9 protein-coding genes are annotated in these 13473 nt (G+C 56.9%); 5 read left to right on the top strand and 4 right to left on the bottom strand.

Features of this window, described 5'->3' with window-relative positions; all coding sequences use genetic code 11:
- The first annotated feature begins 15 nt into the window (after window positions 1-15).
- From SBC1_RS36570 to SBC1_RS36560, 3 genes are read left to right on the top strand one after another with little or no spacing between them, the layout of a single operon-like run.
- Window positions 16-1020 carry a 2Fe-2S iron-sulfur cluster-binding protein gene (locus SBC1_RS36570; protein WP_165107266.1) on the top strand — a complete coding sequence of 335 codons (1005 nt, stop codon included), beginning with the start codon at window positions 16-18 and terminating at the stop codon, window positions 1018-1020.
- Between the two features lie 48 nt (window positions 1021-1068).
- On the top strand, window positions 1069-2034 hold the full coding sequence (locus tag SBC1_RS36565) for an ornithine cyclodeaminase family protein (RefSeq protein ID WP_165107263.1): 966 nt from the start codon (window positions 1069-1071) through the stop codon (window positions 2032-2034).
- Window positions 2034-3653 (top strand): MFS transporter, encoded by a 1620-nt coding sequence (locus SBC1_RS36560; RefSeq protein WP_165107494.1) that lies wholly within the window; start codon window positions 2034-2036, stop codon window positions 3651-3653. Before SBC1_RS36565 ends, SBC1_RS36560 begins: the two co-directional genes overlap by 1 nt.
- Window positions 3654-4103: 450 nt before the next feature.
- Here SBC1_RS36560 and SBC1_RS36555 read toward each other — a convergent pair whose 3' ends face one another.
- The 4 genes from SBC1_RS36555 to SBC1_RS40305 form a co-directional block, all read right to left on the bottom strand.
- Window positions 4104-5588 (bottom strand): ISNCY family transposase, encoded by a 1485-nt coding sequence (locus tag SBC1_RS36555; RefSeq protein WP_165107259.1) that lies wholly within the window; start codon window positions 5586-5588, stop codon window positions 4104-4106.
- Between the two features lie 140 nt (window positions 5589-5728).
- Window positions 5729-7177 carry an ISNCY family transposase gene (locus SBC1_RS36550; protein WP_241201903.1) on the bottom strand — a complete coding sequence of 483 codons (1449 nt, stop codon included), beginning with the start codon at window positions 7175-7177 and terminating at the stop codon, window positions 5729-5731.
- A gap of 340 nt (window positions 7178-7517) precedes the next feature.
- Window positions 7518-7973, bottom strand: coding sequence for a hypothetical protein (locus SBC1_RS40310; protein ID WP_241202473.1), 456 nt, complete (start codon window positions 7971-7973; stop codon window positions 7518-7520).
- Window positions 7974-8077: 104 nt separating this feature from the next.
- Window positions 8078-8266: a hypothetical protein gene (locus tag SBC1_RS40305; RefSeq protein ID WP_243830331.1), complete on the bottom strand. Its 189-nt coding sequence runs from the start codon at window positions 8264-8266 to the stop codon at window positions 8078-8080.
- A gap of 1014 nt (window positions 8267-9280) precedes the next feature.
- On the opposite strand from SBC1_RS40305, the gene SBC1_RS36540 reads away from it, so the two are divergent.
- Together SBC1_RS36540 and SBC1_RS36535 are read left to right on the top strand one after the other, a co-directional pair.
- The gene (locus tag SBC1_RS36540; protein ID WP_165989204.1) at window positions 9281-12094 is read left to right on the top strand and encodes a hypothetical protein; all 2814 of its coding nucleotides are present in this window, start codon (window positions 9281-9283) and stop codon (window positions 12092-12094) included.
- A gap of 2 nt (window positions 12095-12096) precedes the next feature.
- On the top strand, window positions 12097-13095 hold the full coding sequence (locus SBC1_RS36535) for an ATP-binding protein (RefSeq protein WP_165105089.1): 999 nt from the start codon (window positions 12097-12099) through the stop codon (window positions 13093-13095).
- Window positions 13096-13473: the final 378 nt, after the last annotated feature.

Genomic DNA, 13473 nt, shown 5'->3' with positions numbered 1-13473 from the left:
ACCGGCGAGGCAGACATGGCTTTCCAGATTACCGTGCGCGAAACAGGCGCGCACTTCAACGTGGATTCCGACGAAACGCTGCTCGACGCCGCGTTGCGCGCGGGCGTGCGGATTCCACACGATTGCCGGCTGGGCGGATGCGGCACGTGCCGCGTTCGCGTGCTCGAAGGGCAGGTCGGCTATGACGAACTGCCCATGGCGCTCGCACCCGAAGAAGCCGAAGCGGGTTACGCGCTCGCGTGTCAGGCGAAGCCGTCGAGCGATCTTGTAATCGGCGACGCGGACACGGCGGCGGAAGTGCCGGAGCCGGTTCGCATGGTTGCGCAGATCGCCGATGTCAAAAGGTTCAACCGAGACGTGACACATCTGCGCCTCATGATTCCCGCCGACGAACCGGCGCGATTCCGGCCCGGACAGTATGTCAACGTGATCCTGAACGACGGCACGAAGCGCAGCTTTTCGATGGCATCCGCGACCGCTTCGACGGCACTCGATTTCCACGTGCGGCGCATTCCTGGCGGCCTTTTCACGGACGGCGCGATCTCCGCGCTAAAGCCCGGCGAGACGCTCGAAATCGAATATCCGCTCGGTGGCTTCCGCTATCACCACGAGGACTATCGACCGGTCGTGATGGTGGCAACGGGTACCGGACTCGCGCCGCTCAAGTCGATGCTTGAAGCGTTGATGGACGATCCCGACTGCCCGCCCGTGTCGCTGTACTGGGGCGCGCGGCGGCGCGAGGATCTCTATCTGCACGATGAGATTCACGCATGGGGTGAACGGCTCTACGAGTTCCGCTACGTGCCGGTGCTGTCACGCGCGAGCGATGACTGGGACGGACGGCGCGGTTACGTGCAGGACGCCGTTCGCGCCGATTTCCCGGATCTATCCGAGTGCTCGATCTATCTGTGCGGCTCGCCTGAAATGATCAGCAGCGCGAAGCATGCGTTTATAGCGAATGGCGCGAGTATCGATCATCTCTACGCCGATGGCTTCACGTTTCAACACGTCACGGCCTGACCACGGTCTTTTTAAAATCGCACAGGCAGCCCCAGAGGACTTCTTCTCATGATTCATTTGACCGATAGCCAGATCGAGCAACTGATCGGATTCGCTGATGCCATCCCGGTTCTCGATCAGGCCTTCCGCGATCTGGCGGGCGGTAACGCGGCCGTGCAGCGACGTGTGCGGACAGAAGTGGGCGGCGTGAAACTCTCTACGCTCGGCGCGGTCGTGCCGTCGCAGGGCGTCGCGGGCGCAAAGGTGTACTCGACCATTGCCGGAAAATTCAATTTTTCGATCGTGCTGTTTTCGACCCATGACGGCAGCTTGCTCGCCACACTCGAAGCAAACGCGATCACCCGCATCCGCACAGCGGCGACGACGGCGCTGGCTGTGCGCGCCCTCGCGAAGCCGGGCGCGAGGAACGTCACTATCTTCGGCACTGGGATTCAGGCACAGGCCCACGCGCAGGCGCTGGCCGCGTCTGGCGCGCTCAGTCGTTTTCGCATCGTCGGAATCGAGGGGATGGCGCAATTCGCGGACCGGCTGAATCGCGAGTTTTCGGATCGTGACGTGCACGCCGAAGTGTGTGACGGCGACGAAGCCGTGCGCGGCGCGGATGTCATCGTCACCGCCACACGCGCGACGGGACCGCTGTTCGACGGCAGCATCGTGAATCCGGGGACGCTGATCGCGGCGATTGGTTCGAGTCTGCCGCACACTCGCGAACTTGACGACGCGCTGATTGCACGCGCGTCGCGTATCGTAGTGGAACTGCGCGAGCAAGCATGCGAAGAAGCGGGCGATCTGGTACAAGCGCAAGCCGGTCTTTTCGACTGGGCTGATACCGTCGAACTCGGTGATGTACTCGCGGGCAACGCGGCCGGACGCACGCACGCCGACGACATCGTGCTTTACAAGGCAGTGGGTATCGGCTTACAGGACGTAGCATTGGCGGGACTCGCGTGGGCTAAATATGCGGCTCTAAATACGGCGCTCCCGGCATCGCATCCGGAAAGCCGTCCTCGATGATGAACCGGCCGCAGCCCGCCGTCGCCGGTAGCGAATGCGACGAGCCGCACGTGCGCAGCTTCCGCCAGTCGCTACTGTCAATGCTCGGGCTGTCGTGCATCGTCATGATGGTCGCGATCGATCAAACCGTGGTCGGCACGGCGTTGCCGACGATCGTTGCTGAACTGAAGGGTTTCGATCTGTACGCGTGGGTCGCGACGTCCTATCTGCTGACCTCGGTGATTACCGTGCCGATCTTTGGCAGGCTCGGGGACTGGTACGGGCGCAAGCCGCTGGTGGTCGCGGCGATCGTCGTGTTCACGGTGGCGTCGGTGCTGTGCGGTGCGGTGCGGTGCGGTGCGGCGGGCAGCATGACGGCGCTCGTCATATTCCGGGCGTTACAGGGCGTCGGTGGCGGCATGCTGGTCGGCACCGCATTCGCATCGATCCCGGATCTATTTCCCGATCCTGTCGTCCGTTTGCGCTGGCAGGTACTGTTTTCCAGTGCGTTCGGCGTCGCCAATGCGATCGGTCCGTCGCTCGGCGGCATTCTGAGTCAGCACTACGGCTGGCGTTCGGTGTTCTTCGTCAACCTGCCGGTTGGCGTCGCGAGTCTCTATCTGGCGGCGGTGCATCTGCCGCACATCCGCCATATGCATCTCGACAAGATCCGGCTCGACTGGCGCGGCGCGCTCTACGTTGCCGTCGCGTTGTGCGCGTTGCAACTGCTCGTCGAAGCGTTGAGCGGCGGCGAATTCGATCTGCGCGCGATCGCGTATGCGGTCGCCGTCGTCACCGGACTGCTGCTGTTGATCCGCGAGGAACGCCGAGCCGTGAATCCGATTGTGCCGCCGACGCTGCTGGGCGAACGCGGCCTCGCGGTCCTCCTGCTGCTTTCGGCGATGATGGGAATCGGCTTGTTTTCGCTGCTGTTCTACGTGCCCTTGCTGCTGCAAGGCGGCAACGGCATTAGCGCCACGCGTGCAGGTCTTGCGGTGACGCCGCTAGTCGTCTGCATAACTGTCGGCACGATCTCCAATACGCGGCTCGTCACGCGCCTCAAGCGTCCCAACAGCCTGCTGTATCTCGGCTTCGCACTCCTGATGCTGTCGTGTGCAGGCGCGGCATTGACACGCGCTACCAGCGACGATCCGGCTTTCGTGCTCGCGATGGTGGCGGGCGGCGTGGGCATCGGGTTCATCATGCCGAACTTGACGGTGTTTGCGCAGCAGGTCGCGGGCAAGCGGCAACTCGGCATTGCGACGGCGATGATCCAGTCCGCGCGGATGATCGGCGGAATGCTCGGCACGGCGCTCGTCGGTGCGACGGTGCGGGTGAGTTACCACGCGAGTCTCGCGGCATCGCCAGGCGCGGCAGCGTGGCGCGCACAACTCGATAATCCGCAGATCCTAATGAGTGCCGATGCCACGGCACATTTTGTGTCGCTCGTCAGCCGCTCCGGCGCCGATGCCCACGCGCTCATTGATCTCGCGCGCATCGCGTTGACACATGCGCTGCACGTCGCGTTTTTCGCAGTGGCGGCGGGCATGCTGCTCGGGTGCATCGGCGTCGCGTTGCTGCCGTTCATTCGGCTAGCCCCGCCGACAGCTGCCAGGGAAGTCATGTCGATGCCGGAATAGAACACCAGCACGGGGCAGTAGCAAACAAAAAAACCAGGGGGCCAACATGAAAATGCTCAACAACATGGGGTTCTCGTACTTTTCGTGTCAAATATGGCGCTGACCACGCGCAAAGCGGCGCCCAGCAAGGCTCCGCTGCCGAGTTGAACACCGGATCGATGAAGCAAGCAACTCATTGATAGATAACGTCTTTCCGACCAAAAACCGCTAGAAATTGCACGAATCGGACGATTACCCCGTATCTGAAGCCGGCGTACGGACGGTCGCACGAGGAGGCGCTCAGCCGCGAGGATCGGGTGGTGGCTAGACGCCGAATTCACGTACATTTGGCTTCATTATTTTATAAAGTATCTAGTTACATGTCGTAGCCATTTCAAGATGTCGGGGTGCCAGCTAAATACAGATGTCGGGTTTTCAAGGGTTAAAAGGTTTGTCTTTTCGGGTTACAGATCACGCAGTGTCGAAGAGTCCGGCCTGAACTGGCAGGGCGCTTATGCCTGTTTCACTGACACTTGCAGACCGACGGCCAGGTTTGTGAGTTTGTTGTGCCGCCTGTCTTTGCTGAGCCAGATCGATGATCACGTGTTCAATGTCTGCCTGCGTGAACTCGCGTTGTCTCTTCTTGCCCGGCGGACTGTTTTGAGCTCTGACCGGCACGCCCAAATGCATGCGGGACGGTGCCTTGCCAATCGGACGGTTATCACGTTGTGCCTGAATCACCTGGGATAGCTGGAGGCTGTGGCCCAGATGCTTGTGTTCAACAACGGCCCCCTGATCGACTTGAGTCAGCCTGTCATACGCGTGGCATGGGATCGCCTTGCCATCCGCACGGATCTCGATGCGCCCGTTCGGGTACTCCCACACCTCGATATACCGATCGATAAGCCGCCGGTTCTCCGGCGTATCGTCCATCAAATACCGAACCCGATCGTATTGCACCGTCAGCGCCTTCGTCACCTTGCGCGGCTCACGCCACGTGAGCACGAGGTCAAGATTCTCGTCGGCCCTGAGCGGGCGGTGTCCATCAAAATCGCTCTTCGGAGGTTTAGCGAAACGCGCGTTGTAGGCTGCGATGAACGAGGGCGCCCAGGCATTGGCCTCAGCCATCGTGCTGATGCCGCGCAAGCGCATTTCCTTCACCATCCGGTCCTGCAGCGTCAGGTGCGCGCGCTCGACACGTCCCTTGGCCGAGCTGCTGTTTGCACAGATTGTGTCGATGTTCAGCTCGTACATCGCGCGGCCAAAGTGCGTCACGCTGTTGCCGGTCTTGCCCGCGGCCGTATTGCGGAATACGCTCGCTCGGTCACTGTAGAACGCTCCCGGCTTGCCGTGACGTTCGATGTACGCACGCGTCGCCTCGAAGTAGCTAAACGTCGATTCGGTGGCCGTAAAAAGCATGTGCATCAGCCGGCTCGTGGCGTCGTCGACATACACCAGCAGCGTGCACTGAGGCGCCCGATCCTCGAACCACGGGTGCTCACTACCGTCGATCTGAATCAACTCGCCCAAACACGCGCGCCGGGCCCGTGGCTGGTAAATCTTCGGCGGACGCTGTCGGCGTGGAATCCATAATCCAGCGTCTGTCATCAGCCGCCTGATCGTCTCCTTGGCCAGCCGGATGCCGTGGCACTCGTACAGTTTCTCGCAGGCAAGCGTGGGCCCAAAGTCGGCGTAGCGCTCCCGGATAATCGCCAGCGCACGTTGTGCCTCGTCGTCGTCCAGCCGACGGTTACCACGGCGACCACGTTTGCGCGAGACCAGTCCCGCTGCACCCGATTCACGGTATCGGACGACCAGTCGCTCGATCTGCCAAACGGTCAAGCCCAACCGTTCGGCAGCACGTCCGGGCTTCAGACCTATGTCAACAACAGCCTGGATCACCTTGAGTCGGTCGAGTTCGCGCATGTTTAATGTCACCAGTGCAGTGGGATGCATAGCCGGCTCCGTTATCCCGCAAGGAACCGATAAGCATACCGGGGACAAAACACGACATCTCTAAATGGCCAGAACACGACATCTCTATAAAGCTACTACAATCAGTGTGTCGAGGCCAGATACAGATGTCCGCCTCTGGGCTAAATTGAAATGTCCGGTTTTGGGTTGAGAATTATCTCTGTAGAAGGCAGTTTCCCCACCGCGGCTGCCTGTATTTCAGAGGTTCGCAAGATCATCGCGTTCAGGTCAATTTGCTTGAGTTCGCGCTGCTTACGCGTGCCGCTCTTGCGCATCTTCGACCGGACTTCTTCGCCGCTATTCGTGCGTGATGGCGCGGCTCCAATACGCCGGTTGTCGCGCTCTGTTTGCACCTGCCGAGACAGCGCGAGGATGTGGCCAAGGCGCTTGTTATCGATCTCAGCACCTTGGTCTACATCCGAGAGCCGATCGTACTGGCGATAGGTCAGGGCAGTGCCATTGGCCACGATCTCGATGCGACCATCCGGGTACTCGTATACGTCCAGATAGTGATGAATCAGCGCTCGGGTCACGGGCGAATCATCGAGCAGGTAGAGCACCCGATCGTATTGCACGGTCAGTGTGGCCGACACGCAGCGCGATGCGCGAGACGTTAAAACCGAATCCAGGTCCTCGTCGTCGCGCAGTGGTCTATGAGCGTTGTAGTCGCTCTTCGGAGCCTTGCCAAACCGGTTGTTAAAGTCCGCGATGAAGTGGGGCGCATAAGCATTCGCGGCCTCCTGCGTGTCGATTCCGCGCAGCCGCAACTCCTTCACGAGCCGATCCTGCAAGGTCAGATTGGCGCGCTCCACGCGCCCCTTGGCCTGGCTGCTGTTGGCACAAAAGGTGTCGACATTGAGTTCGTACAAGGCCCGGCCGAACTGCGTTATTCCCTTGTCAGCGGTGCTTTTGTGATTAGCCGAGAATACGCTGGCTTTATCGCTGTAGAGCGCCATGGGCTTACCATGCTGCTCGATATAGCGTCGCGTCGCTTCGAAATAACTGAAGGTCGACTCGGTCGCGGTGAAGTGCAGCGTCATCAGCCGGCTGGTGGCGTCATCAATAAACACCAGCAACGTGCACGCCGGCGCGCGCTCCTCGAACCAGCGGTGATCGCTGCCGTCGATCTGGATCAGCTCGCCCAGGCACGAACGCCGGTTCCTCGGCTGGTGGATCTTGGGTGGACGTTGTCGGCGCGGCGTCCATAAGCCCGCGTCGATCATCAAGCGCCTGACCGTCTCCTTGGCCAGCTTCAGGTGGTGGCACTCACGCAGTTTCTCGCAGGCGAGCGTCGGACCGAAATCGGCGTACCGCTCACGGATGATCGCCACGGCGCGCACGGCGAGCCCAGCATCGATCCGGTGATTGCTCGGCTTGGCACAGCGGCCCGAGATCAGCCCAGGCGGCCCTTGCTCGCGCAGGCGTGCTGCCAGGCGTCGAACCTGACGCGTCGTCAACGACAGCCGCTCGGCGGCACGCCACGGCTTGAGCAGCCCCTCGACCACCGACTGAATCACTTTGAACCGGTCCAACTCGCGCATCGTCATGGTGATTCTGTCCGTCGCCGCCATCGTAGCCCCCGGCGCCGTGGGAATCGACGCCGGGTAAGCTTATGCCGCCCGAAAGCGGACATTTGAATAGGCCCTGTACGTGAACCCGTCAATAAAGAGTAAGCCGGAAACCCGCTTGGGCAGGACTTCTTTCACAAATTACTTCCAACGTTGGTCATTTTTATAATCCCCGCACCGGCAATTTGCACGTCTTCGATACGAGAATTTAGCATTAAAGCGAGCAGATTTTTTAATGGAAGAGAAGTTGGAAAAAAAGCGAATTTTCTGCGTGTCTGCGATGCGTTCATCGGTTCGACTATCCGAGGGTGGCCTCACCGCGCTCAAATTAAGCCCCATTCCGTCAAGCGACCTTGTATGCGAGATTCAGATGGGGCTTCGCTTTCCTGGGCCGATCGCGAATAGGCAAGCAGGGGCCGCTTGCGGCATCGTGTGTGGCGGATGACGTCGAGAGCATTGGCGAGCCTGTCGAGGCAACGCTCAATTCGCAGAAGGCACGCGTTGCGGATGGACGCTTGAGCGCTCTGCGCGTAAATCCGGTTCGGACGACTGACGGGCAATCACGAGGCAGCACATCAAACTCACCGAGCAGTGTGTGCAGGTTGTCGGCTATGGTTTTTGCGGGCAGTCCGCCAAGATGCCGCTGCGGTGCCGGATAATCCAGCCCCGTCACAACGTCACGCCGCAACCGGTGCTTCAAGCGTGTGAACGCTTCTTCAACCCGCGAACATCGATGACAACGCGCGTCGAACGCGTTCGCCGGATAATGCCCGGAGTTCAGCAGCAAGATCATCAGCACACACACGCTCCCGCCGCGTAAGAAGTCAAGGATGAGGCTCACTGTTGGCGGGCATGCGCGCCTGCTCATAGTCCTCAGCGTCCCGCTCATTGGCTCGGCCAGCGTTATAGTGCGCTCAGCCTCGCCGCTACGCGTACACGTGTCGGCGCACTTCCAGGAGCTTGCATCGGCGCATGGGCAGAAGGGATCCCGCGCTGCGCCGACGTGGCCACCATCATATAGCCGAAATAGCCGCGATCAAGCGGCGGCAGATCGGAATGCGGCTGCAGCGCATCCAGCGCCTCGAACAGCATTTGTCGTTCACCACCGTTAACTGGGCGAAGTGCGGCGTGTAAGGCAAGATCGGGACCCACAGGAACTCGGCGGACGCATATCGATCGACCCATACTTCACCGCACGCGTGTGGTGACCCGCAGGCCGCTACCGCTCTCAGTGCATTCCTACGCGTTTAATCGATCTAGGGTGGTGCCAGCTCTATCAGGCGAGCGCGGGCAAGTTCGAAGAGCGGGGCAGACAATCTCTCAGCGCCTTACCAAAGGCCTGCGCGCTGCACCGCACGGGTGCGCACGACATGGCTGCTCAGCTTGCCAAACGGGCCATCGAGTGCGGTCCGCATTCATTTGCACATGCCCGACTTCATCAGCGCAGTTATGCGCAGCAATGTCAGCGTCGTATTGCGGATGAAGGCCGTGGGCGAACGGCGCACGCATTGAGCGAGCGCCGGATCAGACAGCAAATTGCAGAACTAGTCCGGGAGTTGGGAAGACGCCGGTGTTTAAGTTTATATTGTCAATTTATAAGTCAGTTCTACGAAGAAATTCGTAAACCAATATTCCATCGACAAGCTCCTATAGGCTTAAGTGAACTAGAGGGATCGCGCCCAGCAAGTATGAAAATACACTCGGAGCTCAATCGAACTACGTGCCATCGATACAAAACACGTAGCAATAAAATTCACTCTATTTTCCAGCTACTGATTTTTACGGTGCGCCTTTGGTTGCAATGCCAGTGAAAATATCTCGTATATTGCCTATACTGACAAGATGCGACTAGCGCACCGGTTCTTGCGAAAAATCGCGGTCGCATGCACAAACAAAAAAAGACTGGCTGGATAAGCCAGTTTTTCTTCATATCAAATCACGCCGGAGGACTTGCGGAGAAACAAACCGGAATGCAACAGACTGTCTGCGGACGGCCCATTGCTAGGTACCCGCGATTCTGTGACTTGATTTTTGGGCAGCGGTCAGCAAAATTCAAGCGGGCTCTCGCGCACTCAGAAATTCATTAGCGTTGAAGATGAGGTGCGTATGAACTGGCAAAGCGAAGCGGAGACTCGATTCGACCACCAGCCTGTTTCTGCGTGGTCTCTAGCCAAGAGCCGCCGATCAAACACATCGGACGTTTGGGTTGGTGATTTCCCAAAGTTGCGCCGCCGAGCTCACGTTGAAGGAACGCAGCGATTCTGTTTTGTTATCACAAAACTTGAGGCCGAACCAACCGTCGCCTCCTATATCGTAGACATCGCGGAAATCGCAAAGATAACCGGTCTGTCAACGAACGACCGAAGCGTCGATTTCGTGGTTACGTTTCGCTCAGGACAGGTTGAATGGTGGTGCATTCAGGATGATGAGGAAGTCCGTCAACCGAGTGAGAAGCGTATCAATTGCTCCCGTCTGGCGAAAGAAGCCGGTGCCAAATATCGGTATATATCAACTCGCGAGATTCAGAATTCGCAGATCTTGTTGGACAACTGGCTTCAACTAATTCGCGCGATAAACGCGGCGCGTGCGCGCGATATCAGCCGAATCAGTGCGCGAATCGCGATACAAAGGTCGCTAGAGCAGCACGGCGCGATGTCGATTGGTCGCTTAGCAGCCACCGCCGACAGTGATTCTGCAATTGCACTCGCAGCGATTGGCGAACTCCTGCAAACGGGTGCAATTGTCGCAGATATCGACGATGAGCCGTTGCTGTATAACGCGATTTGCCGACCGTCTAGTAGTAGTCGCGACCTTTTGGAAAAAATTTTCGCCCCGGACGAGCAGCCTGAGGAAAGCGTTGCGCAGCCGTTACTCGTCGAAGCTGAGACTTCGCGGCAAGATCGTCCAATCGTCAAAGTTCGTGGAAGACCGCGTAAAGCAGTTTCGCCTAATATACCTCCCATGGATAGATGGGAGGAAATCACGATCAGCAGCAATATGCGTCCTTTCGACTATGAAATGAGAGTGAAAGCGGTCGAGTTGTATATGAAGCAAAGCGACGCAGAGACAATCCGGAAGGAGAGTGGCTTTACTATTGGTCAAGCATCGAAGATGTTCGATAGATGCATGACGACCGACCCGCGGGGAAAAATATTTGGCTTCCGGGCGTTGATGAAATTCGCGCGCGTCAAATCGTACACCCGTGGCAAAGAAGTCGAACATTGGGAGGGAGATGGTTCCGGAGGGTGCTCTGGCGCATTTGGTCAACTTCTCTCGCGCCCCGCTTTCAAGCAATTGCGTACCGACTTGGAGGCCAGAATACTAAATCCAAAACTGCTGGAGCCAACAATCGGAAAGCGTATTGACAGTCTCCATGCTTGGTTCATGAGTGAGCTGGAAGAAATGGAAAGGCGTTCGAATTTAGCGCTGTCCAATTTATGGCTGTATAAGACGGCAAACAGAGCTAAAAAATCCCTAAATGAATATGCAAAAAAGTACGCTATCCTACACGATAAAGAATGGCCTCCTTTGACTCATGATCAGAAGAGGAATCAGGCGGTCGGGACTTCGATCGCCCCCCTGATCAATCCATATATTCCAATGATGTATGTTCAACTCGATTATCAGTTGATCGATGCCAAATCAATATTTAGGGTGAGGAATGTCCATAATGAATCATTTTATGTGTCTGTTCCTCGGTGGTATGTCGGATATCTTGCATGCGAAAAAACAGGGGCAGTCCGAGGTGCCACCTGTTCGCTCGAGAAACAAGCAAGTGCGGAATCCGCAATCGAAGTACTGCAGGGCGCTCTTGAAGCGCCGATGTGCCTCGAAAAAGGCGCGTCCGTGAATGAGGAAGACAAATATTTGATCCATCATTTCCTGCCGGAGCTTCAATACCAAGCGTTCGCGATACTTCGTATCGACAACGCGTTTGCCAATCTCAGCCGAGACTTCTCAAATAATGCGATTTCGACATTTGGCTGCTTCTTGCAGTACGGCGCGTACGGAGCCTGGTGGACGAGAAGCCTTATTGAGTCGGTGATCGGGGCAATAGACGAAATTGGCATTAAGAAGATGCCAAGCACTTGCGGATCGAGTCCCCGAGACCCAGCAAGCAAGGACGCTGAAAAGAACGCGGTCAAGTATCACATAGAACTGGATGATCTGATATCAGTAATCCGACGATCGATTAGATATCACAATATTCATTCGAGATCCGATAGAAATAATGGGTCAACCCCACTAACACGACTAACTCACTTTTTTCGAAACACTGAAGGAGCCTCAGTACAGACCTTGCCGAAGAGAACGATTGAAGAACCCAGGTTGTTAAGCCATATCGTCACCGGGCGCATCGCTGGCCGGGTAAAGTCAAAAACCCGGATAGACCAATCTACTGCAAAGCGAGCCTATTTCAAGACAGACGGCGTGGAATATAGCAATGAAGAGCTCGCTATCAGCAAGGGCTACTTCCATCACAGGTACATAGCCTATATTTCTCGTCGCGATTTCCGAAATGGCCACCTCTTTGTCGAATTAGCAGAGGGCGCGGGAGTCTACGAGGATCTTGGGACGGTGGCAGCTAGAGGATCTTGGAGTGAGCATGCCCTTCCATGGCAGCTGTTTCGTCTCCTTAGGAGGGGTAGGTCCGAACCTGACGAGGGCGCAGTACGACCCGCGCAACAGTGGTATGAAGAACAGAGCCAAAGTGCTACGAAGAGGGCTGCTCGCAACGGCAAGACTCCACGCCCTTCAGACGCAGGCCTTAAGCTTGCAAAGCATGGCAAGCGCGTTGAAACATTGCTGAACGCTGCAGATCGGGACCCGTCGGGAGATACACCACCAGCAACACCTAGGCGGAAGACCCCCGATATCTTCGATGTATTTGGCGATGAGTCGAACCAGCAAGGAGATTAATCATGTCGGCATCAGACGATGACCGTCTCAGACTGTTTCATCCACTCCATGGTGGAGGTCGAATCTGGACTGAGCCGGTAACCGAATTCTGTCGGCAGGTGCTTTGGCTCCTCGCCGCAGGTGGTGAGAGTCGCTGCTTTGATGCTGTTCCCGATTCGGGGAAATCGACAGCGATTGCTATGGCCGAAGGGAGGATCCATGAAAAATTTCCGTGGTTACCTATCTATGTAGTCAGCGTTTCGAATCACAGGGCAAATGCGATCAGAGAATTTTTCTCATATTGGGTAGGGATCCTATATAATATGAAAGGGCAAAGCGATATGAACAAAGGAACCCTTCTTCGGCGAGTTTCGGCACGCATGGTTGAAGACGCTACGACGAGCGAATCTTCGATCGTCCTGGTTTTTATTGATGAGGCGCAAAATCTCGTTATGTCAGACTTGCTAATGCTGAAAGATCTGCATAATGACCTGGACAGATCTGGCATTCGAATGATCACCGTGTCAGTCGGACAGCGACCGTTTATGGAAAGGTCCATCAACAACGCGCTAAGCCAAGATAGAAAAGATGTTGTCAAAAGATTTCTTGACTTCAGGAGAGGCTTTAGAGATCTGTCCGTTGATGGTGATGAATCAGGTTGCGAACTTGAAAAATTGCTGCAAAGTATCGATGAAGCTTTGGATCAACAAAAGCCACCGCAAACTTGGACGCAGTTTTTTGTTCCCAATGCCTGGACGAGGGGATGGCGCCTAAAAGGCGAAATCACGAACCTAGTGCTGGCTTTCGAGCACGGTGGATATCTTGCACGCGTCAAAGGAGATAGGACGATTCCCGTCGGAATCGCGATGAAGGCAATCAGAGAGTATTTGACAGCGGCCGGCACCCTTGACGAACACGGAGAGTGGCCGCCATCGGGTCCTGCCGAAAAACAGAAGTGTTGGACTCAAGTCATCCTGCCGATCGGTGGCGAACGGACCAATGGTAATAAGCGAGAGGGGTAGGTTAAAGTCCCGCTGCGTCGCCGAAAGTGTCGCTCCGACGCGGTGAGGTCAAATTTGTTACGTGGGACGTGTTGCTCCCACCAACTAACAGCCCCATTGTCACGACCTTTTTTCCGCTACCGCCATGACTTGTATTCCATACATTGGCGTGCCGTACGAATCTGTCTATGGAGCGGTCACGCGAGCTGCGTATAGATTTCCTTTGAATCAAAGTACTCTCCGGACGTCATTTCAATGTTGCCCGGGGCCACATACTTCCTTTTACAGGGCCGATCTTTTCCAGGGACCGCGGAGCGACGAACTTGGATGGCAAAGGGCGATAACGGAGCAAACCGATGCACTGGGTACAGGTGATTCGTTAGCGGATCACATGTTTGC

It is taken from the genome of Caballeronia sp. SBC1, assembly GCF_011493005.1.
Classification (GTDB): Bacteria; Pseudomonadota; Gammaproteobacteria; order Burkholderiales; family Burkholderiaceae; genus Caballeronia.
Note: the sequence above shows the minus strand (reverse complement) of the source record. Positions and strands in the feature narration are given on the sequence as shown.

Excerpts from the sequence above, each read along its gene's own strand:
- SBC1_RS36540 (WP_165989204.1), top strand. The coding sequence starts at position 9,281 with ATGAACTGGCAAAGCGAAGCGGAGACTCGATTCGACCACCAGCCTGTT.
- SBC1_RS36550 (WP_241201903.1), bottom strand. The coding sequence starts at position 7,177 with ATGGCGGCGACGGACAGAATCACCATGACGATGCGCGAGTTGGACCGG.
- SBC1_RS36555 (WP_165107259.1), bottom strand. The coding sequence starts at position 5,588 with ATGCATCCCACTGCACTGGTGACATTAAACATGCGCGAACTCGACCGA.
- SBC1_RS40305 (WP_243830331.1), bottom strand. The coding sequence starts at position 8,266 with ATGCTGTTCGAGGCGCTGGATGCGCTGCAGCCGCATTCCGATCTGCCG.
- SBC1_RS36535 (WP_165105089.1), top strand. The coding sequence starts at position 12,097 with ATGTCGGCATCAGACGATGACCGTCTCAGACTGTTTCATCCACTCCAT.
- SBC1_RS36565 (WP_165107263.1), top strand. The coding sequence starts at position 1,069 with ATGATTCATTTGACCGATAGCCAGATCGAGCAACTGATCGGATTCGCT.
- SBC1_RS36570 (WP_165107266.1), top strand. The coding sequence starts at position 16 with ATGGCTTTCCAGATTACCGTGCGCGAAACAGGCGCGCACTTCAACGTG.
- SBC1_RS36560 (WP_165107494.1), top strand. The coding sequence starts at position 2,034 with ATGAACCGGCCGCAGCCCGCCGTCGCCGGTAGCGAATGCGACGAGCCG.